The 22,719-nt window shown below is 66.5% G+C and carries 28 protein-coding genes; 11 read left to right on the forward strand and 17 right to left on the reverse strand.

Going from position 1 to position 22,719, the window contains the following annotated elements; all coding sequences use genetic code 11:
• The first annotated feature begins 48 nt into the window (after positions 1–48).
• The gene (locus K5H97_RS26390) at positions 49–1,938 is read left to right on the forward strand and encodes a TonB-dependent receptor plug domain-containing protein (protein ID WP_139121028.1); all 1,890 of its coding nucleotides are present in this window, start codon (positions 49–51) and stop codon (positions 1,936–1,938) included.
• Here the strand turns inward: K5H97_RS26390 and K5H97_RS26395 are convergent.
• From K5H97_RS26395 to nrdR, 12 genes are all read right to left on the reverse strand, one after another.
• A complete protein-coding gene (locus tag K5H97_RS26395; RefSeq protein ID WP_028690283.1) occupies positions 1,916–2,728 on the reverse strand; it encodes a cobalamin-binding protein in 813 nt (270 codons plus the stop codon). The genes K5H97_RS26390 and K5H97_RS26395 overlap by 23 nt on opposite strands.
• A complete protein-coding gene (locus K5H97_RS26400) occupies positions 2,728–3,147 on the reverse strand; it encodes a hypothetical protein (RefSeq protein ID WP_028690282.1) in 420 nt (139 codons plus the stop codon). Before K5H97_RS26400 ends, K5H97_RS26395 begins: the two co-directional genes overlap by 1 nt.
• Positions 3,144–3,761, reverse strand: coding sequence for a GTP cyclohydrolase II (gene ribA, locus K5H97_RS26405; RefSeq protein ID WP_028690281.1), 618 nt, complete (start codon positions 3,759–3,761; stop codon positions 3,144–3,146). Before ribA ends, K5H97_RS26400 begins: the two co-directional genes overlap by 4 nt.
• Before the next feature lie 144 nt (positions 3,762–3,905).
• Complete coding sequence (locus K5H97_RS26410) at positions 3,906–4,643, reverse strand: substrate-binding periplasmic protein (RefSeq protein ID WP_028690280.1); 738 nt, start codon at positions 4,641–4,643, stop codon at positions 3,906–3,908.
• Positions 4,644–4,659: 16 nt separating this feature from the next.
• Complete coding sequence (locus tag K5H97_RS26415; protein WP_023632630.1) at positions 4,660–5,163, reverse strand: phosphatidylglycerophosphatase A family protein; 504 nt, start codon at positions 5,161–5,163, stop codon at positions 4,660–4,662.
• Positions 5,160–6,116 (reverse strand): thiamine-phosphate kinase, encoded by a 957-nt coding sequence (gene thiL / locus K5H97_RS26420; protein ID WP_028690279.1) that lies wholly within the window; start codon positions 6,114–6,116, stop codon positions 5,160–5,162. Before thiL ends, K5H97_RS26415 begins: the two co-directional genes overlap by 4 nt.
• A gap of 18 nt (positions 6,117–6,134) precedes the next feature.
• Complete coding sequence (nusB, locus tag K5H97_RS26425; protein WP_028690278.1) at positions 6,135–6,635, reverse strand: transcription antitermination factor NusB; 501 nt, start codon at positions 6,633–6,635, stop codon at positions 6,135–6,137.
• On the reverse strand, positions 6,632–7,108 hold the full coding sequence (gene ribH, locus K5H97_RS26430) for a 6,7-dimethyl-8-ribityllumazine synthase (RefSeq protein WP_003255395.1): 477 nt from the start codon (positions 7,106–7,108) through the stop codon (positions 6,632–6,634). The genes nusB and ribH overlap by 4 nt, the downstream gene beginning before the upstream one ends.
• A 91-nt stretch (positions 7,109–7,199) precedes the next feature.
• On the reverse strand, positions 7,200–8,291 hold the full coding sequence (ribBA, locus tag K5H97_RS26435; protein WP_028690277.1) for a bifunctional 3,4-dihydroxy-2-butanone-4-phosphate synthase/GTP cyclohydrolase II: 1,092 nt from the start codon (positions 8,289–8,291) through the stop codon (positions 7,200–7,202).
• 18 nt (positions 8,292–8,309) lie between these two features.
• A complete protein-coding gene (locus K5H97_RS26440; protein ID WP_028690276.1) occupies positions 8,310–8,975 on the reverse strand; it encodes a riboflavin synthase in 666 nt (221 codons plus the stop codon).
• A gap of 41 nt (positions 8,976–9,016) precedes the next feature.
• Positions 9,017–10,144 (reverse strand): bifunctional diaminohydroxyphosphoribosylaminopyrimidine deaminase/5-amino-6-(5-phosphoribosylamino)uracil reductase RibD, encoded by a 1,128-nt coding sequence (gene ribD, locus K5H97_RS26445; RefSeq protein WP_028690275.1) that lies wholly within the window; start codon positions 10,142–10,144, stop codon positions 9,017–9,019.
• Between the two features lie 2 nt (positions 10,145–10,146).
• Positions 10,147–10,611 (reverse strand): transcriptional regulator NrdR, encoded by a 465-nt coding sequence (nrdR, locus tag K5H97_RS26450; protein WP_009685710.1) that lies wholly within the window; start codon positions 10,609–10,611, stop codon positions 10,147–10,149.
• A gap of 105 nt (positions 10,612–10,716) precedes the next feature.
• Here nrdR and K5H97_RS26455 point away from each other — a divergent pair, with 105 nt between their 5' ends.
• Genes K5H97_RS26455 through trxA form a run of 3 tightly spaced genes read left to right on the forward strand, consistent with a single transcriptional unit; the run spans position 10,717 to position 12,733 of the window.
• Positions 10,717–11,169, forward strand: coding sequence for a YbaY family lipoprotein (locus tag K5H97_RS26455; RefSeq protein ID WP_028690274.1), 453 nt, complete (start codon positions 10,717–10,719; stop codon positions 11,167–11,169).
• A complete protein-coding gene (locus K5H97_RS26460) occupies positions 11,170–11,829 on the forward strand; it encodes a class I SAM-dependent methyltransferase (RefSeq protein ID WP_028690273.1) in 660 nt (219 codons plus the stop codon).
• A 31-nt stretch (positions 11,830–11,860) separates the two neighbouring features.
• Entirely contained in the window at positions 11,861–12,733 is an 873-nt protein-coding gene (trxA, locus tag K5H97_RS26465) for a thioredoxin (RefSeq protein WP_028690272.1), read from the forward strand.
• 26 nt (positions 12,734–12,759) lie between these two features.
• On the opposite strand, the gene K5H97_RS26470 is transcribed toward trxA, so the two are convergent.
• Positions 12,760–13,104 carry a hypothetical protein gene (locus K5H97_RS26470; RefSeq protein WP_028690271.1) on the reverse strand — a complete coding sequence of 115 codons (345 nt, stop codon included), beginning with the start codon at positions 13,102–13,104 and terminating at the stop codon, positions 12,760–12,762.
• A gap of 135 nt (positions 13,105–13,239) precedes the next feature.
• Here K5H97_RS26470 and K5H97_RS26475 point away from each other — a divergent pair, with 135 nt between their 5' ends.
• The 5 genes from K5H97_RS26475 to K5H97_RS26495 all read left to right on the forward strand — a co-directional run bounded on the left by K5H97_RS26475 (position 13,240) and on the right by K5H97_RS26495 (position 17,175).
• Positions 13,240–13,821: a DUF2796 domain-containing protein gene (locus tag K5H97_RS26475; protein WP_028690270.1), complete on the forward strand. Its 582-nt coding sequence runs from the start codon at positions 13,240–13,242 to the stop codon at positions 13,819–13,821.
• Positions 13,822–14,532 (forward strand): ABC transporter ATP-binding protein, encoded by a 711-nt coding sequence (locus K5H97_RS26480; RefSeq protein ID WP_028690269.1) that lies wholly within the window; start codon positions 13,822–13,824, stop codon positions 14,530–14,532.
• Positions 14,532–15,797 carry an ABC transporter permease gene (locus K5H97_RS26485; protein WP_028690268.1) on the forward strand — a complete coding sequence of 422 codons (1,266 nt, stop codon included), beginning with the start codon at positions 14,532–14,534 and terminating at the stop codon, positions 15,795–15,797. Before K5H97_RS26480 ends, K5H97_RS26485 begins: the two co-directional genes overlap by 1 nt.
• A 99-nt stretch (positions 15,798–15,896) precedes the next feature.
• Entirely contained in the window at positions 15,897–16,382 is a 486-nt protein-coding gene (locus K5H97_RS26490; RefSeq protein ID WP_036985990.1) for a DUF3299 domain-containing protein, read from the forward strand.
• A gap of 109 nt (positions 16,383–16,491) precedes the next feature.
• Positions 16,492–17,175, forward strand: a complete 684-nt coding sequence (locus tag K5H97_RS26495) for an OmpW/AlkL family protein (protein ID WP_028690266.1) — start codon at positions 16,492–16,494, stop codon at positions 17,173–17,175.
• Here K5H97_RS26495 and K5H97_RS26500 read toward each other — a convergent pair.
• Entirely contained in the window at positions 17,163–18,383 is a 1,221-nt protein-coding gene (locus K5H97_RS26500) for an MFS transporter (protein WP_028690265.1), read from the reverse strand. The genes K5H97_RS26495 and K5H97_RS26500 overlap by 13 nt on opposite strands.
• 104 nt (positions 18,384–18,487) lie before the next feature.
• Between K5H97_RS26500 and K5H97_RS26505 the strand changes: the two genes are divergently transcribed.
• On the forward strand, positions 18,488–18,928 hold the full coding sequence (locus tag K5H97_RS26505; protein WP_028690264.1) for a winged helix-turn-helix transcriptional regulator: 441 nt from the start codon (positions 18,488–18,490) through the stop codon (positions 18,926–18,928).
• Between the two features lie 74 nt (positions 18,929–19,002).
• Here the strand turns inward: K5H97_RS26505 and K5H97_RS26510 are convergent, their stop codons facing one another.
• Both K5H97_RS26510 and K5H97_RS26515 read right to left on the reverse strand, forming a co-directional pair.
• A complete protein-coding gene (locus K5H97_RS26510; protein ID WP_028690263.1) occupies positions 19,003–19,935 on the reverse strand; it encodes an NAD-dependent epimerase/dehydratase family protein in 933 nt (310 codons plus the stop codon).
• Positions 19,928–20,812, reverse strand: a complete 885-nt coding sequence (locus tag K5H97_RS26515; RefSeq protein WP_028690262.1) for a sugar nucleotide-binding protein — start codon at positions 20,810–20,812, stop codon at positions 19,928–19,930. The genes K5H97_RS26510 and K5H97_RS26515 overlap by 8 nt, the downstream gene beginning before the upstream one ends.
• A gap of 182 nt (positions 20,813–20,994) precedes the next feature.
• Here K5H97_RS26515 and K5H97_RS26520 point away from each other — a divergent pair, with 182 nt between their 5' ends.
• Positions 20,995–21,834, forward strand: coding sequence for an alpha/beta hydrolase (locus K5H97_RS26520; protein ID WP_028690261.1), 840 nt, complete (start codon positions 20,995–20,997; stop codon positions 21,832–21,834).
• 39 nt (positions 21,835–21,873) lie between these two features.
• On the opposite strand, the gene K5H97_RS26525 is transcribed toward K5H97_RS26520, so the two are convergent.
• Entirely contained in the window at positions 21,874–22,686 is an 813-nt protein-coding gene (locus K5H97_RS26525; protein WP_028690260.1) for a helix-turn-helix domain-containing protein, read from the reverse strand.
• Positions 22,687–22,719 lie beyond the last annotated feature (33 nt).

The raw sequence follows: 22,719 nt of genomic DNA on the forward strand, positions 1-22,719 counted from the left end.
ACGAGGCCTGTCTGGTCGTCGTGGGAGCGGGTTTGTCCCGCGATCGCAATGGAACTGCCCATGAAGATCCGCGCCTTCTTCCTGCTCTGCCTCCCCGCCAGCGCCCTGGCCGCCGAACCCTCCCGCGATGACGCCCTGAAGCTTCCCGACGTGCTGATCAGCGCCAGCCGCCAGGTCGAGTCACGCACCGCCACCAGCGCCGCCAACACAGTGTTCACCCGTGCCGATATCGACCGCCTGCAGCCGAGCGGTGTCACCGACCTGCTCGCCCGTGTCCCCGGCGTGCAGGTTGCGCCCACCGGCGGTCGCGGCAGCCTGCCCGGGATCTTCATCCGCGGCACCAAGGCTGCCCAGACCCTGGTGCTGGTCGACGGCGTGCGCATCGCCAATGCCACCTCTGGCGACAGTGGCCTGCAGTTTCTCGACGTCGACCAGATCGAACGTGTGGAAGTGCTGCGCGGCTCGCGTTCGGCGGTCTACGGCAGCGACGCCATTGGTGGGGTAATCCAGATCTTCACCCGTCGTGGCGGCGCCCCGGGCCTGCAACCGCGCCTGCGCCTGGCCGCTGGCAGCAATCAGACCTGGCAACGCAGCCTGGGGCTATCGGGTGGCGACGACACGACCCGCTTCAACCTCGGCGCCAGCCTGGACGAGACCGCCGGCATCGATTCGACCGGGCCGTCGCATGCCAGCGATGGCGACCATGACGCCTATCGCAATCGCTCGCTCAACCTGAGCCTTAGCCATACCTTCAACGAGCGTTTCGAGGCGGGCTTGAATCTGCTCGACAGCCGTGGGCGCAGTGAATACGACAATCCGTATGGACGGCTGGATGAGGTCACCTGGCTGAGTTATCCACAGCAACCCTATACCGACTTCAGTGTCAGCAGTCTTGGCTCCTGGTTCGACGCCCAGCTCAACGACACCTGGCACTCCAGGCTGGAACTGGGCCACAGCGAAAACCGCGACGACAAACGCGACAAGCTCAGCGACCAGCGCTTCATCTACAACACCTACCGTGATCAGGTCACCTGGCAGAACGAGTTTGCCCTGGACGAGCGCAACCAGCTGATGCTGGGTGGCGACTGGTATCAGGACCGCTTCCACGGCACGGCGAACTTCAGCGAGGACAGCCGCTGGAACCGCGCCGCTTTCGCCCAGTACCGTTTCGCGGGGGAACGCTTCTCGAGCGAGCTCGGCGTGCGTCATGACCGCAACCAGCAGTACGGCGAGCAGAACACCTGGAATGCCAGCCTCACCGTCCCCTTAAATCCACGCAACGATGTGCTGGTGTCCTACAGCGAGGGATTCCGTGCGCCGACCTTCAACGACCTGTATGACGTACAGTACGGCAACCCGGACCTGCGTCCCGAGCACTCGAAAAGCTACGAGCTGCAATGGCGCAGCCAACTGGCCAGCCATACCCGACTGGAGGCCTCGCTGTATCGCACCGACCTGCGCGACGCGATCAACTACGACCCCGCCCGCAGGCGCCCCGGCAATGTCGACAATGCACGCATCAACGGCCTGGAACTGTCGCTCATGCAGGAGTGGGCCGGCTGGACCTCTCAGTTGGGCCTGAGCATGATCGATCCGCGAGACCGTGAAACCGGCCAAACCTTGCAACGGCGCGCTCGGCGCACATTGAGCCTGGACCTGGACCGTCAGTTCGAACGCTTCAACGTGGGCGCGAGCTGGCAAGCCGTCAGCGGCAGCTACGACGATCCATCCAACAACAATCGCATCGGTGGCTACGGACTACTCGGCCTGCGCGGCGGCATGGTCCTGACGGACGAGGTGAGGTTGGAGCTGAAGCTGGACAACCTGCTGGACAAGCAATACAGCCGTGCCCTGTACAGCTTCGACGGCAGCCAGTACGGCTATCGTGAAGAAGGCCGCACCTGGCTGCTGAGCCTTACCTGGACCCCGACCCTTTAGCCTCCAGCAGCGCGCACAACCGGGCGGTGGCCTCGATCATCTGCCCGCTGGGCCGCTCCAGGCCCTTGTCCGGTACCACCAGCAAGCCGTCCTCCTGCACGGCGCTCATCTGCGGCCAGCGACGCCAGCTGGCCAGCTGCGCCGCGTCACCCGCCAGGATCACCTCGGGATTGCGCAGCAGCACCGACTCCACGCTGACCTGTGGCGCGGGTTGGGTCAGGTCGTCGAACACATTGCGCGCCCCGCAGACGCGTAAGGCATCGCTGACCACCTGGCGCCCGCCCAGGGTGTACAGCGGATTGTCCCAGACCTGGTAGAACACCCGCAGCGGCGTGTCGCGCCGGTAGCGTTCCCGCAGCGCTTGTAGTCGCTCACGCAGGCCGGCGGCATAGGCATGGCCCCGCTCGTCCCGCCCAAGGCGCCGGGCGATGGCTTCGATCTGCTCGATCAACTGGTCGAGGTCGCCGGGCTCGCCGCTGAACGTGGCGATACCCAGGCGCTTGAGCTGGTCGCGCTGGGCCGGCGCGACACTGCCGGGCCAGAGCAGCAGCAGGTCAGGCTTGAGGCTGAGCAGGCGCTCCATGTCCAGCTGGCCATGGCGCCCGACCGAGGGCAGGGCCTGAAGGCTCGGCGGACGCTCACCCGCGTCCAGCACGCCCACCAATAGGTCGCCGGCCTCCAGTTCGAGGACGATCTCGGTCATCGACGGCGCCAGGCTGACCACCCGCGGCCCGGCCTCGGCCAGGGTACCGAGGCACAACACTGCGAGGGAGGCGAGAAACGCCCGCATCAGCCGAGCTGGCGCGGGATACGGTAGAGGTACAGCACCACCAAGGTGGACAGGGCAAGGAGGATCTGCGGCACCGCCTCCAGCCCGACCAGCACCGACAGCGCCGCGACCCAGGCCGGGAAGCAGGCGAACAGCATGGCCAGGCGCCTGACCCGCGCCAGCTCGATCCAGGCACCGGGTTCGTCCGGCGAGCCCAACTGCTTGTCGGTGGCGATCAACGCCCGCTTGTAGGCGCCAAAGCGCGGCAGGCTGAGGAACATGGTCGCGGCTCCGGCGATGAACAAGGGCATGGCCAGCACCGGAATCAGCGGCTCTCCCCCGCCGAACGCCCAGGCCATTATCGGCAGTGGCATAAGGCCCACGGCCAGGTACTGCCACCAGGCCAGGGCCAGCCGGCGCTTCACCTCGCCTCGGGTCACGCCTGGGGCACCTCGCCCTGGTGCTTGTTGCCCATCATGTGACCGAGCTTGTCGGCCTTGGTGGCCAGGTACAGACGGTTGTGCGGATTGTGACCGGTATGCAGCGGCACGCGCTCGGAGACCTTGATGTTCATGTCGGTCAGCGCCTTGACCTTGCGCGGGTTGTTGGTCATCAGACGCAGCGACTTAACACCCAGGTGCTCGAGCATCGGCAGGCACATGGCGTAGTCGCGCTGGTCAGCGGCGAAGCCCAGGCGCTCGTTGGCCTCGACGGTGTCGGCGCCGCCGTCCTGCAGTTCGTAGGCGCGGATCTTGTTCAGCAGGCCAATGCCACGGCCCTCCTGGCGCAGGTACAGCAGCACGCCACGGCCTTCGCGGGCGATGGCCTGCAACGCGGCTTCGAGCTGCGAGCCGCAGTCGCAGCGCTGGCTGAACAGCGCATCGCCGGTCAGGCACTCGGAATGCAGGCGCCCCAGCACCGGCTCGCCGTCCGCGATGTCACCCAGGCTGAGCACCACGTGCTCGCGGCCAGTGGCTTCGTCGAGGAAGCCATGCATGGTGAAGGTCGCAAAAGGAGTCGGGAGTTTAGAGGCGGCAACAAAGACGACGGGCACGTTGTGCTCCTGGGTAGTAGGATTTTTCAGATCGGCCGATTGTATCAGCAGCCCGGCGCAGGTGCGCAGGAGGAATAGGGTGGCTTAAGATCGAAAAGTTCGATGCTTATGGTGTTGCTGACGCCTGCTCTAACGCCCCGCTACTCAGTGAGGCTGACTATCGCTGGTAAACGGATACGGCTGCTTCCAACGCTCGAAGATCGGCTTCAGCTCGCCACTACGGACCAGTTGCGCCATGCGCCGGTCGAACAGGTCACGCAGGGCCTCGCCCTGGGCACTGCGGGTGAAGGCCAGGTACAGCGGCAGCTCGGCGACGTGGGTGCTGCGAAAACGCTGGGGCTCGGGCGCCTGTCCGAGCACATATTCGACCTCGGTCTGCGCATCGACGTAGAAATCCACCCGGTCATGCTCAAGCATGGGCAGGATCCCTTCGCGGCGCTGGACCTCGCGGAAATTGTGCACGTTCGGCAGGTAGCTGGCGTAGTCATAGCCACGCACCCAGGCCAGGCGGTACTGGCCGATGGTGTCCAGCGTCGGCTGCGGCTTGCCCGCCAGGCCCAGGGCATAGATATGGTCCATGTCGAAATGCCAGCGCGGATAGAGATTGTCGTCGTTCTCTTCCTTGTAGGAGCCGACCCAGGCATCGGCCTCGCCCCGCTTCACCAGGCCGACCGAGCGGCTGTACGGCGCGCTCAGTACCTTGACCTTGACGCCGGCCGGCTCGAACACCTTGCGCAGCACGTCCCAGGCCAGCCCGCTGCCATCGGCGTTGGTGTAGTCTAGCCACTCCTCGCTGACCAGGCGCACCTGCTGCTCCTGGGCCATGACACCGGGCACTGCGCAAAGCAGCACCCACGCCAGCAACACACTCCTCACGGCCATCGCAACGCTCCCTGTATCAGGCCACCGCCCACACCAGAACCTGCATGCCCAACCAGGCGAACACGCCGGCCAGGATATCGTCGAGCATGATCCCGAACCCACCATGCACATGGCGATCGACCCAGCGGATCGGCCACGGCTTGAGGATGTCGAAGAAGCGGAACATCAGGAACCCCGCCAGCAGCCACTGCCAGCCTTCCGGCACCAGCCACAGGGTGATCCACATGCCGACGATCTCGTCCCAGACAATGCCCTCGTGATCGTGCACGCGCAAGTCGTTGGCCACCTTGCCGCACAGCCACACGCCGAACAGCATGCTGATGCCCAGCAGCAGCCAGTAGCCCCAGTCGGGCAGCATCTGCCACAGCGGGATGAACGGCAGCGCCACCAGCGAACCCCAGGTACCGGGGGCCTTGGGCAAAGTACCGGAGCCGAAGCCGAAGGCGATGAAGTGCCACGGGTTGCGCCAGACCGAAGGCGGAACGAACTCCGCAGGCACCTGGTTGGGGTGGTCGGTCACGGTGTCTCCCTGAAATGTTGATAGCCCCGCTGTACGGGGGTGATGTCCAGGCCCTGCGGGTCACGCAGGGTCACGCCCTGCCCTTGCAGCACACGGCCGATGACGTGAACCTCGCGAGCCAGGGAGGTCAGTGCGCTTTCCGGCAGGGTGAAGGCCAGCACGTAGTCGTCGCCACCGGTGAGCGCCGCCTGCACTGCCGCCTCGTGCCCCAGGAAAGCCTGTAAAGGTGCGGACACGGGGACCAGCGCCAGGTTCACCTCCAGCGCAACGCCGGACGCCTTGGCGATATGCCCGCAGTCGGCCAGCAGGCCGTCGGAGATATCCAGTGCCGCCGTGGCCAGGCCGCGCAGGCGCTCGCCCAGTTGCAGCTGGGGCAAGGGCGACCAGTAGTGCTCCAGCAGCGGACCGGCCACCTCGGCAGCCGCCTCGCGCTCGCCCAGCACCAGCGGCAAGGCCCCCGCTGCGTTGCCCAAAAAACCGCCGACGCACAGCAGGTCGCCCGGCTGCGCGCCGCTGCGGCGCAGGGCCTGGCCCGCCGGTACCCGGCCGAACACGGTCACGGTGATGCTCAGCGGCCCACGGGTGGTGTCACCGCCGATCAAGGTCATGCGGCAACGGTGGGCCACGCGGCCGAGGCCATCGGCGAAGGCTGCCAGCCAGCCCGGGCCGAATTCGGGCAGGGTCAGAGCGAGGGTGAAGCCGATGGGCGTGGCGCCCATGGCCGCCAGGTCGCTGGCCGCCACAGCGAGCGAACGCTGGCCCAGCAGCAGCGGATCGCAGACGGTGGGGAAATGCACACCGGCCACAAGCGTGTCGGTGGAGATCGCCAGCTGCTCGCCGGCGGGCAGGTCCAGCAGGGCACAATCGTCGCCGATCCCCAGGGCCACGCCCTCGCCGCCCTGCGCACAAGGCGCGGCGGCGAAGTAGTGACGGATCAGCTCGAACTCACCCATGGCTGGTCAGCGCCGCGATCAGCGCTTGTTCGCCTTGACTTCCGCTTCACGCAGACGCGGAGCCAGCTTGTCCAGCACGCCGTTGACGAACTTGTGGCCGTCGGTGGCGCCGAAGACCTTGGCCAGTTCCACACCTTCGTTGATAACGACGCGGTACGGCACATCGACGCGCATCATGAACTCCCAGGTGGACAGGCGCAGCACGGCCAGCTCGACCGGGTCGAGTTCTTCCAGCGGCGTGTCCAGGCAAGGCTTGAGCGCCTCGTCGATCTCGACCTTCTTCGCCGGGACCCCGTGCAGGATCTCGCGGAAGTAGGCGCCGTCGACATCGGAGAAATCGTTATCGACCCGGAACTGCGCTTCCACTTCGTTCAGCGAGTGCTTGGCCATGTGCCACTGGTAGAGCGCTTGCGTGGCGAGCTTGCGGGCTTCGCGACGCTTGGCGCTCTTCGAGGGCTTGCCGGCATCCGCAGGTTTTGGATCGCGCGGGTTGAAACGATCGCTTTCGTCGCTAATCACTTGGCCTCCAACTGCGCCAGCAGACTGACCATTTCCAGGGCCGACAGGGCAGCTTCGGCACCTTTGTTGCCGGCCTTGGTGCCGGAACGCTCGATGGCCTGCTCGATGGAGTCAACGGTCAGGACGCCGAAGGCCACCGGAACACCGAACTCCATGGACACCTGGGCCAGGCCCTTGGTGCACTCGCCCGCCACGTATTCGAAGTGCGGGGTACCGCCACGGATCACCGCGCCCAGGGCGATGATCGCGTCATAAGCACCCTGCTGGGCGACTTTCTGCGCTACCAGCGGGATTTCGAACGCGCCCGGGGCACGGATGATGGTGATGTCGCTTTCGCTGACGCCGTGGCGTACCAGGGCATCGACTGCACCGCTTACCAGGCTTTCGACGACGAAGCTGTTGAAGCGGCCAACCACCAAAGCATAGCGACCTTTGGGGGCGATGAAGGTACCTTCGATGGTCTTCAGGGTCATTCCGGAGTTCTCATCTTCAAGAGCGAGGCCGCGCTGTGGCGGCCTCGGGAGGGTTTTGACTCGAGTCTAGGGGCGATCAGGCCGCCTCAAGTCACTCGGAGGGCACGTATTCTACAACTTCCAGATCGAATCCGGATATCGCATTGAACTTCATCGGCGAACTCATCAGGCGCATCTTGCGCACACCGAGATCGCGCAGGATCTGCGAGCCGGCACCGACGGTGCTGTAAGTGGTCGGCGCCTTGGGCTGCGTATCGCCGGCGCTCTCGCGGATATGCGCCAGCAACACGTCGCCGTCCAGCGGGTGGCCCAGCAGCAGCACCACGCCGCTGCCGGCCTCGGCCACGGCGCTCATGGCCGCGCGCAGGCTCCAGCGGCCCGGCTGCTTGACCATCAGCAGGTCGCGCAGCGGGTCCATGTTGTGCACCCTCACCAGGGTCGGCTCTTCGGCGCAGATCTTGCCCAGGGTCAGGGCCATGTGCACGTCGCCCTCCACCGCGTCGCGATAGGTGACCAGGTTGAACTGGCCCAGCTCGCTCTCGATCGGCTGTTCGGAGACGCGCTGCACGGTGCGCTCGTGGATCATGCGGTAGTGGATCAGGTCGGCGATGGTGCCGATCTTCAGGCCATGCTCGGCAGCGAACACTTCCAGTTCGGCGCGACGCGACATGGTGCCGTCGTCGTTCATCACCTCACAGATCACCCCGCTCGGCTCGAAACCGGCCATGCGCGCCAGGTCGCAAGCGGCCTCGGTGTGGCCGGCACGGGCCAGGGTGCCGCCGGGCTGGGCCATCAGCGGGAAGATGTGGCCGGGGCTGACGATGTCCTCGGCCTTGGCGTCCTTGGCGGCAGCGGCCTGCACGGTGCGAGCGCGGTCGGCGGCGGAGATGCCGGTGGTGACGCCTTCGGCGGCCTCGATCGACACGGTGAACTTGGTGCCGAAGCCCGAGCCGTTGCGCGGCGCCATCAGCGGCAGCTTCAGTGTTTCGCAGCGCTCGCGGGTCATCGGCATGCAGATCAGGCCACGGGCGTGCTTGGCCATGAAGTTGATGTGCTCGGGCAGGCAGCACTCGGCCGCCATGATGATGTCGCCTTCGTTCTCGCGGTCTTCGTCATCCATGAGGATGACCATTTTGCCCTGGCGGATGTCTTCGACCAGTTCTTCGATGCTGTTGAGCGCCACGCGGCACCCCCTTCTCAATCAGGATTTCAAGAAGCCGTTGGCGGCCAGGAAGCTTTCGGTGATGCCACTGCCTTTGCTCGGCTCGGCGGCCTTGTCGCCCAGCAGCAGACGCTCCAGGTAACGGGCCAGCAGGTCGACCTCAAGGTTCACCCGACGCCCTGCGCGGTAGTCGGCCATGATGGTTTCGGACAGGGTGTGCGGGACGATGGTCAGCTCGAACTCGGCGCCATCGACTTCGTTGACCGTCAGGCTGGTGCCGTCGACGGTGATCGAGCCCTTGTGGGCGATGTACTTGGCCAGTTCCTTGGGCGCGCGCACGCGGAACTGGATGGCGCGGGCGTTATCGGCACGCGAGACGATCTCGCCGACACCGTCGACGTGGCCGCTGACCAAGTGGCCACCCAGGCGGGTGGTGGGGGTCAGGGCCTTTTCCAGGTTGACCCGGCTGCCGCTCTTGAGATCGACCATGGCGGTGCGCTTGAGGGTCTCGACGCTGACGTCGGCCCAGAAGCCGTCGCCGGGCAGTTCGACGGCGGTCAGGCACACGCCGTTGACCGCGATGCTGTCGCCGAGCTTGACGTCGCCCAGGTCGAGCTTGCCGGTCTCTACGTAGACGCGCACGTCACCGCCCTTGGGGGTGAGGCTGCGGATGGTGCCGATGGATTCGATGATGCCGGTGAACATGGTGTTCTCCTAGATACGGGCTGCGCGAGGCAAGCCAGGCATTATACGCCGGGGGGCGGCAGGGGGATGGCAGTGACTCGCCAGTCATCGCCGACCGCGCGCATTTCGGTGATCTTCAGCCGCGGCGCCTCGCTCATTTTCGACAGCGGCCAGTCCAGCAACGGGCGGGCGTCGGAGCCGAGGAAGGTGCCGGCGACGAACAGCTGGTACTCGTCGACCAGGCCCTGGCGGGCGAAGGCGCCGACCAGGCCGGCACCGGCCTCCAGCAGGATTTCGTTGACCCCGCGCCCGGCCAGGGTGCGCAGCAGTGCCGGCAGGTCGACGCGACCCTCGCTACCGGGCAGATTGATCAGTTCATGACCGGCGGCCGCATAGCGCGGGTCTTCACCAGCGGCGGTCACCACCAGCGCCGGGCCGGCCTGGAAGAAGGGCGCGTCCAGTGGCAAGCGCAGGCGCCCGTCGACCAGCACGCGCAACGGCGGGCGCGACAGGGCCAGAGTGGTGAGCGCGTCATCCAGGCCCAGTTCCTCGCCGCGCACGGTCATGCGGGCCTGGTCGAACAGCACGCTCTCGGCGCTGGTCAGTACCACGCTGGAGCGGGCGCGCAGGCGCTGCACCGCGGCACGCGCCGCGGGGCCGGTGATCCATTGGCTTTCGCCGCTGGCCATGGCGGTGCGGCCGTCCAGGCTCATCGCCAGCTTGGCGCGCACGAACGGCAGGCCCTGCTCCATGCGCTTGAGGAACCCCGGGTTGAGCGCGCGGGCCTCGGCCTCGAGCACGCCGCTGGCGACTTCGATGCCGGCCTCGCGCAGGCGCTGCAAGCCGTTGCCGGCCACTTGCGGATTGGGGTCCTGCATGGCCGCCACCACCCGCGCCACCCCGGCCTTGACCAGCGCATCGGCGCACGGCGGCGTGCGGCCATGGTGGCTGCAGGGCTCGAGGGTGACGTAGGCACAGGCGCCGCGGGCGCGCTCGCCGGCCTGGCGCAGGGCATGGACCTCGGCGTGCGGCTCGCCGGCGCGCACATGCCAGCCTTCGCCGACCACCTCGCCGTCACGCACGATCACGCAGCCTACGCGGGGGTTGGGGTGGGTGCTGTACAGGCCCTTGCGGGCCAGTTCCACGGCGCGGGCCATGTAGTGGGCGTCGAGAATGGCTTGGCTGGACATGCTTACTCTTTAGCCGGCTCGCGGGCCAGGCGGTCGATTTCTTCGCGGAATTCGTCGAGGTCCTGGAAGCGCCGGTAGACCGAGGCGAAACGGATGTAGGCCACCTCGTCGAGCTTGCGCAGCTCGGCCATCACCATCTCACCAACCACCAGCGACTTCACTTCGCGCTCGCCGGTGGCACGCAGGCGGCTCTTGATGTGCGCCAGCGCCGCTTCCAGGCGCTCGACGCTGACCGGGCGCTTCTCCAGCGCGCGCTGCATGCCGGCGCGCAGCTTGTCTTCGTCGAAGGGCTGGCGCGTGCCGTCCTGCTTGATCAGCCGGGGCAGGACCAGCTCGGCGGTTTCAAAGGTAGTGAAGCGCTCGCCGCAGGCGACGCATTCGCGCCGGCGACGCACCTGTTCGCCCTCGGCGACCAGACGCGAGTCGATGACCTTGGTGTCGTTGGCACCGCAAAACGGACAGTGCATGGTGGCAGGCAACAAAAAAAGGGAGGGCCATGGTAGCGCATTGCACTGGCAAGACAAGCCAAAGGGTTTACCATCCATGCAAATCTGCCCGTGAAGGACTACCTCATGCACCCTCGAGCGCTCGTCGTGCTGTGTTGCGCCGCCCTGCTCGCCGCCTGCGGCAGCGACCGCCCCAAGCCGGAACAGGCCCCGGCCCCGGTGCCGGCCAAAGTGGCGAAGAAAACCGAACCCCTGGGCCCGCTGCCGGCCTACCAGCGCGAGTTGAGCGGCACCCTGCTGGAAATCCCGGCAGGCGCTGACGTGGAGCTGGCCCTGCTGGTGATCGATGAGCGTGGCCGGCCCCAGCAACTGCTGGCCAGCAGCACCCTGAGCGGCACCGGCCAGGCCCTGCCCTACCGCCTGCGCTTCAACCCCGAAGCCTTCCCCGCCGGCGCCCGGGTCGAACTGCGCGGCCGTGCCAGCCGCTCCGGCCAGCTGATCCTGCACCTGCCGCCGGTTCGCATTGCCCAGGCCCAAACCCAGGCCACCGGTCCGCTGCGTTTCGAAAAGGCACCCTAGATGGCCCCGCCAACCCTGCGACAGGCCCTGAGCGGCCTGATCGGCGAAGCGCGCCTGATCGTCAGCGAACTGCCTGGGTGCGACCTGAAACTCTGGTTGATCGATGAACAGAACATGGACCGTGAGTTCAGCCGCGAGGAAACCCGGCGCATTCTCGAGGAGCCGCCCTACTGGAGCTTCTGCTGGGCCAGCGGCCTGGCCATGGCGCGCTACCTGGCCGAGCATCCGCAATGGGTGCGCGGCAAGCGCGTGCTGGATTTCGGCGCCGGCTCCGGCATCGCCGGGATCGCCGCCGCCCGCGCTGGCGCGCGGGAGGTAGTGGCCTGCGACCTCGACCCGCTGGCCCTGGACGCCTGCCGTGCCAACGCCGCGCTGAACGGCGTGACGCTGAACTACAGCAGCGATTTCTTTGCCGAGGCCGACCGCTTCGACCTGATCCTGGTCGCCGATGTACTCTACGACCGCGCCAACCTGCCGCTGCTGGACGAGTTCCTCAGCCGAGGTCGCCAGGCGCTGGTGGCCGATTCGCGGGTGCGCGATTTCAGCCACCCGCTGTACCGCCCGCTCGGGGTGCTCGAGGCGCTGACCCTGCCTGATCTGGCCGAGCCGCACGAATTCCGCCGGGTCAGCCTGTACCACGCCAGCCGCGAGCCCTTATAGTGGGGGTATTCACCGATTTGCGAGAGTCACGATGAGCCAGGAAACACCCTTTATCTTCGATGCCACCGATGCCACCTTCCAGCAACTGGTCATCGAGAACTCCTTCCACAAGCCGGTGCTGGTCGACTTCTGGGCCGAATGGTGCGCGCCGTGCAAGGCGCTGATGCCGCTGCTGGCGAAAATCGCCGAGGGCTACCAGGGCGAGCTGCTGCTGGCCAAGATCAACTGCGACGTCGAGCAGCAGGTCGTCGCCCAGTTCGGCATTCGCAGCCTGCCGACCGTGGTGCTGTTCAAGGACGGCCAGCCGGTCGACGGTTTCGCCGGCGCGCAACCCGAGTCGGCCATCCGCGCCATGCTCGAACCCCACGTGCAGATGCCCGCGCCGCCCGCCGCCGCGCCGCTGGAGCAGGCCAAGGCGCTGTTCGCCGAAAGCCGATTCAGCGAAGCCGAAGCCCTGCTGCAGGTGCTGCTGGGTGAAGACAACAGCAATGCCGAGGCGCTGATCCTCTATGCCCGCTGCCTGGCCGAACGGGGCGAGCTGGGCGAAGCCCAGGTGGTGCTCGACGCGGTCAAGACCGATGAGCACAAGGCCGCCCTGGCCGGCGCCAAGGCCCAGCTGACCTTCCTGCGCCAGGCCGCCAGCCTGCCGGAAGCCGCCGAGCTGAAGAGCCGCCTGGCGCAGAACCCGCAGGACGACGAGGCGGCCTACCAGCTGTGCATCCAGCAGTTGGCGCGCCAGCAGTACGAGGCCGCGATGGAGGGGCTGCTGAAGCTGTTCCAGCGCAACCGCGCCTACGAGAACGGCTTGCCGCAGAAGGCGCTGCTGCAGGTGTTCGAACTACTGGGCAACGCTCACCCGCTGGTCAGCCTGTATCGCCGCAAGCTGTCCGCTGCGCTGTTCTGAGGCTGTTGGGGCTGCTTTGCAGCCCCTCACCCCACCCAGCGATAAACCGGCGCATCCACGCCGCTTTCCACCTTCACCTCACTGCTGTGGCGCAAGCGCACCAGCAGCCGCTTGCCCGCCGCCACGTTCCCGGCCAGCCCCTCCAGGCGCTCCAGCAGCGCCGGCCCGCTCATCTGCCCCGCCTGGCGCAGCACGTCACGCGCCGCTGCCCATTGTCCGTCATCCTGCCGAGGTGCCGGGCTGGTGGTGACCGGCACCGCCTCGACAGACGCCGGCACTTCCAGTCGACGCCCCAGCTGCGCCCACTCCTCCGGCGCCAGCTCAATGGTCAGGTCCACCGGCCATTCACCGATCTGTCCACGAATTCTCACGATAGGTACCCTGCCTCCAGTCTCGATGCCGCCATGCTCCCACGAACATGAAACCTGTGCCAGGCAGGCTGGCGGGGCAAAGTAAAATTGTTATAACATCACATAATCTTTCCCAAACCGCCTGTGGAGCCGTCCATGCGTCGTCTGTTGCTCGCCCTGCCCTTCGCCCTGCTGCCCCTGGCCGTGGCCCATGCCCACGACGACCACGACCACGATCATGACCACGCCCATGGCTCCCTCGGTGCCCACGAGCATGGCGTGGCCAAGCTCAACGCGGTGCTCGACGGCAACACCCTCGAGCTGGAACTGGACAGCCCGGCGATGAACATTGTCGGCTTCGAGCACGTGGCCAGCAACGATACCGACAAGGCCAAGGTCGCCGCCGCCCGCCAGCAGCTCGAACAGCCCTTGAAACTGTTCGGCGTTGCCCCGGCAGCCGGCTGCAAGGAAGACGCCCAGGAGCTGGAAAGCCCGCTGTTCGGCGACGCCGCCCAGGCCGACGAGGATGGCGACAGCCATGAGCATGAGCACGGTCACGCCGACGTCAACGCCCACTACCAGCTGACCTGCGCCACCCCGGACAAACTCACCCAGATCGACCTCGGCCCGCTGTTCAAGACCTTCCCGCAGACCCAGAAGATCAACGTGCAACTGATCGGCCCCAACGGCCAGAAAGGCATCGAGGCCACCCCCGCCAAGGCCGTGGTCGCGTTCTGAATGAACCAGCCGCTGATCGAACTGCATGACCTGGTGTTCGCCTGGCCCGGCCAGGCGCCGCTCCTGGAAATCCCTGCATTTCGCCTGGAGCCCGGCGAGGCGCTGTTCCTCAAGGGCCCCAGCGGCAGCGGCAAGACCACCCTGCTCGGCCTGCTGGGAGGGGTCAACCGCCCCGGACAAGGCAGCATCCGCCTGCTTGGCCAGGACCTTGCGGCCCTGGGCCTGGGTGCGCGCGACCGTTTCCGGGTCGATCACACCGGCTACATCTTCCAGCAGTTCAACCTCCTGCCGTTCCTGTCGGTGCGGGAGAATGTCGAGCTGCCTTGTCGCTTCTCGAAAAGCCGCGCGGCCCGCGCCGCCCAGCGCCATGGCAGCATCGACCAGGCCGCTGCCCAACTGCTCGCCCACCTTGGCCTGGACAACCCGGCGCTGCTCGCCCGCCGCGCCGACAGCCTGTCGATCGGCCAGCAGCAGCGGGTTGCCGCGGCCCGGGCGCTGATCGGTCAGCCCGAGCTGGTGATTGCCGACGAGCCCACCTCGGCCCTCGACGCCGACACCCGCGAGGCCTTCATCCGCCTGCTGTTCGACGAATGCCGCGACGCGGGTGCCAGCCTGCTGTTCGTCAGCCATGACCAGAGCCTGGCGCCGCTGTTCGACCGGCACCTGTCCCTGGCCGAGCTCAACCGCGCCGCCAAGCCCCGGGAGGCCTGATGTACCTGCTTCGCCTTGCCCTGGCCAGCCTGGCCAACCGCCGCTTCACCGCCCTGCTCACCGCGTTCGCCATCGCCCTGTCGGTGTGCCTGCTGCTGGCCGTCGAGCGGGTGCGCACCGAGGCCCGCGCCAGCTTCGCCAGCACCATCAGCGGCACCGACCTGATCGTCGGCGCCCGCTCGGGGTCGGTGAACCTGCTGCTGTACTCGGTGTTTCGCATCGGCAACGCCACCAACAACATCCGCTGGGACAGCTACCAGCACTACGCCAGCGACCCGCGGGTGAAATGGGCCATCCCCATTTCCCTGGGTGACTCGCACCGTGGCTACCGGGTGATGGGCACCACCACCGACTACTTCAGCCACTACCAGTTCGGCCGCCGCCAGCACCTGGCACTCGACCAGGGCCGGGCGTTCGCCGACGATCCGTTCGAGGTGGTGCTCGGCGCCGAAGTGGCCCAGGCGCTGCACTACAAGCTCGGCGACAAGCTGGTCCTGGCGCATGGTGTAGCCGCCATCAGCCTGGTCAAGCACGACGACAAGCCGTTCACCGTGGTCGGCGTGCTCGAGCGCACCGGCACCCCGGTGGACCGTACCCTGCACATCAGCCTGGCCGGCATGGAGGCGATCCACATCGACTGGCACAACGGCGTGCCGGCCCGTGGCGCCGGGCGCATCAGCGCCGAGCAGGCCCGCACCATGGACCTGCAGCCTGCGGCCATCACCGCCTTCATGCTCGGGCTCAACAGCAAGATCGCCACGTTCAGCCTGCAGCGCGAGATCAACGAATACCGCGCCGAACCGCTGCTGGCGATCCTGCCCGGCGTGACCCTGCAGGAGCTGTGGAGCCTGATGGGCACGGCGGAGCAGGCCTTGTTCGTGGTGTCGCTGTTCGTTGTGCTCACCGGCCTGATCGGCATGCTCACGGCCATTCTCACCAGCCTCAACGAGCGCCGCCGGGAAATGGCCATCCTGCGATCGGTGGGTGCCCGTCCCTGGCATATCGCCGGATTGCTGGTGCTCGAGGCGCTGGCCTTGGCGCTGGCAGGCATCGCCGCCGGGCTGGGGTTGCTGTACGCAGGCATAGCCCTGGCCCAGGGCTATGTACAGGCCAACTATGGGCTATACCTGCCACTGGCCTGGCCGAGCGCCCACGAGTGGACGTTGCTGGCCATCATCCTCGGCGCGGCGCTGCTGATGGGTAGCGTGCCGGCCTGGCGCGCCTATCGGCAGTCGTTGGCCGATGGTTTGTCGATCCACCTTTAAGAGACAGACATGATCCTAGACTTCACCACCCTCTTCGCGGGTAAACCCGCGAAGAGGGCAAGACCGATCATTCAGTATCTGCTGCTCACGATCCTACTGATGACTTCGCTGCCCCTCTGGGCCGCCGACCCGCGCGAGCTGGACTGGCCCGCCCTGATCCCCGAGGGCGCGCCGGTCATCCCGCCACAACTGACGCCCCTGCACGATCTGTCGCAGATCAGCGACGCGCTGTCCGCCGAGGCCGCCCCCGCCGCCCGCCAGCAGGCGCCCAACGCGCCGGTGGTGAAAGCCCTGGACGGCCAGCAGGTGAAGATCCCCGGCTACATCGTGCCGCTGGAAGTCAGCGACGAAGGCCGCACCACCGAGTTCCTCCTGGTGCCCTACTACGGCGCCTGCATCCATGTGCCGCCACCGCCGTCGAACCAGATCGTGCATATCTTCAGCGAGATGGGCGTGCGCATCGAAGACCTGTACCAACCGTACTGGATCGAGGGCACGATGCAGGTCAAGGCCAGCAGCAGCGAACTGGCGGACGCCGGTTACCAGATGGAAGCAGAGAAAATCTACGCTTATGAGCTGAAGTGAGCATTGCGTCACCCCGATAGCACGGCTTCTTTGAGCTGGGTCAAACTTTCTGTTTAGTCAGCTTCGTACCATTGGACTACTCGATTACTCACGTCCTCTGGGAGCTTCCATGAACAAGTCCTTGCTCGGTGCCTCGCTCGTCGCGTTGGCGCTTGCAGCCCCTGTCGCCCACGCCCACCAGGCGGGGGATTTCATCCTCCGCGCCGGCGCCATCACCACCGCGCCCAACGAGAACAGCGGCGACATCAAGCTCGACGGCGCCAAGGTCTCGGGCACCAAGGCGACTCTGGACAGTGACACCCAGCTGGGCCTGGCCTTCGCCTACATGCTCACCGACCACATCGGTCTCGAGCTGCTGGCCGCCACCCCGTTCCAGCACAAAGTCGGCGTCAAGGGCCTCGGCCCTGGCCTGGACGGCAAGCTGGCCGACATCAAGCAACTGCCGCCGACCCTGTCGCTGCAGTACTACCCGATGGCGCCGTCCTCGAAGTTCCAGCCATACGCCGGCGTGGGCATCAACTACACGATGTTCTTCGATGAGGACCTGACCAGCGACCGTAAGGCCCAGGGCTTCAGCAACATGAAGCTGAAGGACTCGGTCGGCATCGCCGGCCAGTTGGGCATGGACTACATGCTCACCGACAACCTGCTGCTCAACGCCGCGGTCTGGTACGTCGACATCGACACCAAGGCCAGCATCGACGGCCCGAGCGCCCTGGGCGTCGGCAAGACCAAAGTCGACGTCGATGTCGATCCGTGGGTCTACATGGTCGGTATCGGCTACAAGTTCTGATCCGCAGGCGCGCCTGCTCCCTCTGGAGCGGGCGCGCCACGCATCGTCTCGACGCTCCAGAGATACCCCCAATAGCCCCAGGCCAGCGCGCTTATCCCCGCCCCCACCCCGCACACCGCCACCCAGCCCCACTGTCCGTAAACCCAGGTCGCCACGACCGCCCCTACCCCGCTGCCGAGCGAATAGCAGCACATGTAGGCGCCGATCAGCCGGCTGGCCATCTCGCCGCGCCCCGCCAGCAGCAGGCTCTGGTTAGTCACGTGCACCGCCTGCACGGCCAGGTCCAGCATCAGAATCCCGACTACCAGCGCCAGCAATGATTGCTCAAGGTAGGCGATGGGCAGCCACGACAGGGTCAGCAGACCCAATGCCCAGCCAGTCACCCGCCGTCCATGTCCGTGATCCGCCAGACGCCCGGCACGCGATGCCGCCAGTGCCCCCGCCACGCCGGCCAGACCGAACAGCCCGACTTGCGTGTGATCCAGTGCCAGTGGCGCGGCGCTCAAGGGCAGCACCATCGCACTCCACAGCACGCTGAACGCCGCGAACACCAGCACCGCGAACACACCGCGCTCACGCAGCAGACGGTCATGTCGATACAGCCGCAGCACCGATGCCAGCAACGCCCGATAGCGCTGCCTCTGCCCCTGCGGCCTGGCGACAGGCAAGCGCCAGGCGAGCAGCCCCGCCATTGCCAGCGCAAGCACCGCCGCCAGGCCATACACACCCTGCCAGCCGAGCAGGTCGGCTACCGCGCCTGATACCAGGCGCGCCGAGAGGATGCCCAGTACCACGCCGCTGGTCACCGTGCCCACTACTTGCCCTTGTTCGGCGGGCGTGGCGAGCGTGGCGGCATGCGCCACCATCACCTGCACCACCACCGCAGCCAGGCCGACCAGGGCCATTGCGGCCAGCAGCACGGCCCAGTCCACGGCAAAGGCTACGGCCAGCAAGGCGCCGGACGAGACGAGCAATTGGCCGAGGATCAGCTGCTTGCGATCAAGCAGATCCCCCAGCGGCACGATCTGCAGCAACCCCAAGGCATAGCCGGCCTGGGTCATCCCCACTATCAAGCCGGCGCGGGCGCTACTCACCCCAAGGCTCGCTGCCATCGACTCCAGCAGCGGCTGGGCGAGATACACCGTGGCCACGGCCAGTGCGCAGGCGGCGGCCAACAACAACGTCAATCCACGGGTGAGCGTCGACATCGAAGACTCCCTTTCAAGTCTGGTTTCAATTTAAAACCACATGACTGGCTTTCTAGCAAAGGTGGTTTTATTCTGCAACCAGATAGACACCCAAGGATCGCGCCATGCTCGACGAGAACAACCAGCAATGCCCTGTGGCCCGCGCCTTGGAGGTGCTCGGCGACCGTTGGGCGCTGATGATCCTGCGCGATGCCTTTGACGGCCTGCGCCGCTTCAGCGAATTGCAGAAGAACCTGGGGCTGGCGAAGAACATCCTCGCCTCGCGCTTGAAGCTGCTGGTGGAGGCGGAACTGCTGGTGCAGCAGCCGGCCTCGGATGGCAGTGCCTACAAGGAATATGTGCTGACCGAACGGGGGCGCTCGGTGTTTCCGATCGTGATCGGCTTGCGCCAGTGGGGGGAGCGCTACCTGTTCACGGAGGGGGAGTCACGCTCGCAGCTGGTCGATGATCGCGGCCAGGGGCTGGAGACGCTGCAGGTGCGGGCCCGGGATGGGCGAGAGGTGGGGCCGGAGGATTGCCGGCGGCAAGTGGTCCGGCATTCGTGATGCCATCGCGGGGCAAGCCCGCTCCCACCAACCCCCATGGCGGCGTGGGAGTGGGCTTGCTCCGCGATGGGGATTCAGACCTTGCCGAGCAACCGCGCCAGCCCCTCGACGAACGGCGTGGGCTCAGGGAACGCGAAACGCGCCAGCAAGCGCGAATTGTCTGCCCGCGAATGGCGGATATCGCCCGAGCGGGCCTGACCGTAGCTGACCGCCGGCAAACCGCCCACCACCTGCTCCAGTGCCTTGAGCAACTGGTTCAGCGAAGTCGCCTGGTTCAGGCCGATATTCACCGCGCCCTCTTCCACCACCGGCTGTTCAAGTGCCTGCACCATCACCTGGACCAGATCGCCGACGAACAGGAAGTCGCGGGTCTGCTCGCCATCACCGAACACGGTGATCGGCGTACCCTGGGTGGCGCGCTCGCAGAAGATGCTGATCACCCCCGAATACGGCGAGGAAGGATCCTGGCGCGGCCCGAAGATATTGAAGAAGCGGAACACCACCGGCTCCAGCCCATGCTGGCGGCGGTAGAAGTCCAGGTACTGCTCGCTGGCCAGCTTGTCCACCGCATAGGGAGTCAACGGTGCCTTGGGCGTGTCCTCGGCAATCGACTGGCCTTCGCCATTGTTGCCGTACACCGCCGCGCTGGAGGCGAACAGCACGCGACGGATGCCATTCAGGCGCATCGCCTCGCAGACATTGAGCGTGCCGATGAAGTTGCTCTGGTGGGTCTTCACCGGATTTTCCACCGAGGCCTGCACCGAGGCTACCGCAGCCAGGTGCACTACCGCCTGGCAACCAGTGGCGGCACGGGCCACCAGGGCGGCGTCGGCGACATCGCCTTCGAGCAGTTCAAGACGCGGATGGCCGAGCTGCAGGTTGCTGCGCTTGCCGGTCGACAGGTCGTCTAGGATACGCACCGCGTAGCCTTTCTCCAGCAACGCATCGCACAGGTGGGAGCCAATGAAGCCGGCACCGCCGGTGATCAGGATGGGGGCGTCAGCCATGTCGGTAGAATCGGTCCAGTAGGGGCGGCAAGCCGGCGCGCCAGGCGCGGGGCTTGATGCCGAAAGTGTGAAGGATCTTCTTGCAGGCCAGCACCGCGTGCTGTGGCTCCTCGCTGGCATCCGGGCGGGCGGCGTGGGCCTGGGCGGTCGGCGCCTGAACGGCCAGCTTGCGCCACTGGGTGGCCTCGGTGAGGATCGCCTGGCCGAGCACCAGCGGCGTGGTAGCCTCGTTGCCAGCATAGTGGTAGGTGCCCCACAGCGGCGCCTGGCAATCGAGCTGCTTGAGCACCGAGAGGATCACCCGCGCGGCGTCGTCCACCGGCGTCGGGTTGCCGCGGCGGTCATCGGCCAGCAGCAATTCCTGGGGCTGTTCGGCGCGGGTCAGGAAGCGCCCGAGCGCGCCGTCGATGCTTTCGTCCAGCAGCCAGCCGAAGCGCAGCAGCACATGCTGCGGGCAGGTGGCGCGCACGCTCTGCTCGATGCGCCAGAGCGCCTGGCCGCGCAGGCCGAGTGGCACCGGCTCGTCCTTCTCGCTGTAGGCAGTGGCGCGCGAGCCATCGAACACACGGTAGCTGGACGGTTGCACAAGGATCATCTCGTGGTGCTGGCACAGCTCGGCGAGCCGCTCCACCGCCCGCTCCTGCTGGGCCAGGCGTTGCTCGCTGACGGACTCGGCCTGGAACCAGTCGAAATAATAGGCCAGGTTGACCACGGCGTGCGGACGTTGCTCGTCGAGCAGCAGGGTCAGGCTGGCCGGATCCCAGCCGTTTTCCGGCGGGCGAGGCGCCAGGAAGGCGATATCTTCCTCGGCCCCAAGACGAATCAGCGCTTGCCCGAGGGCATTGCCACCACCCAACAGCATCAGGCGCATACGCATAGAGTCAACAGGTCCGGTCTGGTCGATGGAGGAAAGGGGTTCATTTTGCTGTTTCCGACAGGGGAAGTCCAACCCAGGCAAGGCCTGGCGCGCGCCGGGTGGCGATTGGCACCGGTCGGGGCGGTATTCCGCCTTTGCCGACAGCTACTTATACTGCGCCAGGCCTGTTCAAGGAGATCAACATGGATGCCGAACTGAACACTGCACAGCGCGCCAGATGGCAATTCGACGAGCCCGCGCCCGGCCCGGAGCGGTTCATTGACGAGGATTTTGCCGACTATCGCCAGCAGGCACGCCTGCTGCTGCCAGACGCCGAGCGTGCCCCCACGGTATTCGTGGTCGGCGGCGCACGCTCCGACTTCACCCGCCTCAACCCGTTGCTCTACCGCCTCCAGCAGCAGGGCATCGGCTCGTTGACCGGCAACCTGTCCGGCCACAGCCTGGCCAGCGAACCAGGGGCCAAGGACGCCTCGTTGGACATCAACCTGCAGGAGGCCTTGCGCTTTCACCGGCATCTGGACACGCGCAGCGACACCCTGGTCGGCCACAGCCTGGGCGCGTCCATAGCCCTGAAGCTGGCCGCCCAGCGCCCCAGCGTGCGCAAGCTGGTGCTGATCTGCCCGGCGGTCTACCCCGACGCGGCCCATGCCGCGCCCTTCGGGCCGGCCTTCAGCGAGGCCATCCGCAAGCCTTATGCCTTCCTCGACTGCGACAGCTACGCCTTCCTGCGCCAGTTCCAGGGCCGCGTGCTGCTGGTGATCGGCGAATACGACGGGCTCAACTCCAGGGTCCACGGCCAGGGGCCCGGCACCTCGGCCGGTACCCGGCGGCTGGCGGGCGTCGAGCGCTACAGCCCGATTCCCGAGGAGGTCACCCACGCGTTGCTGCGCTCGGTGCCGGCGCCCCATGTGGAGTGCCTGATGCTCACCGACTGCGACCACGGCATCGCCGCGCACCTGCGCGCCCGGCCGGAGGTCGCGGACCAGGTGGCCGATGCGGTGGCGGCGTTCATTCTCGACTAGTCCTGCGGCGCCCGCTCCCAATGCGCGGCCAATGATGGCTCACTCGATCTCGAACAACCCGTTGCTGACCATCCCCGCGCTCAGCCGATCACGTATGTCGTCATCGATGCGCGGATCGTCCGGGCGGTACAGCTTGATCTGCCGGTAGGCGTTGATGCGGTTGATCTCCTCGCCCAGGTATTCCCACACCACCCGGGTGCACGCCGGATTGCGCCGGTCACCGCTGGAAACCCCGGTCTTGAGGCCGTTCAGGCGGCTGATGCGGCTCTTGAAGCTGGGGATGAGAATCGTCTGGCTCATCTCGTTGAAGGTCAGCGACTCGTAGTCGATCAGGAACATCCGGTCCTGCAGCTGGAACGCCGCGCCGAGGTAGCGGCAACGCACCTCGGCGTGCTGGTCGAGGCCGCTGCTGCGCTCCTGGCGTTCCTGGCGCTCGAACAAAAAGCTGCCGCGCTCCTCCCACAGATGCACCAGCGACACCAGGATCGAGCCTGGCACCGACATGCAGTTGGAATATTCGAAGTAGTAGCCGCAATAGCGCGACAGGTTGCCGGCTTCTTTATGCAGCGGCCTGAACAGTTCGCTGATCGGGTCGTCCTGAGGACCGACACGCTGTTCCTGGGTGCGTGCGCCGATCAAGCGGGCGAACTGTTCGGCCGGCAGACCCAGCTCGTAATCCTCGACCCCGAAGAAATCGCCGATGCGTTTGAGGTTGTAAGCCGTCGGACGGCTCTGACCGCTCAGGTACTTGTTGAACTGCGCGCGATTGATCGACAGCTGCCGGCAAACCTCGGAGATAGAGCGGTAGTGGCTACAGGCCAATTTGAGGTTGATAGCGAAATGATCGCCCATGATGCGCAGGTCCGGATGATGCGAGTGACGCCA

It is taken from the genome of Pseudomonas mosselii (assembly GCF_019823065.1).
GTDB classification, from domain to species: domain Bacteria; phylum Pseudomonadota; class Gammaproteobacteria; order Pseudomonadales; family Pseudomonadaceae; genus Aquipseudomonas; species Aquipseudomonas mosselii.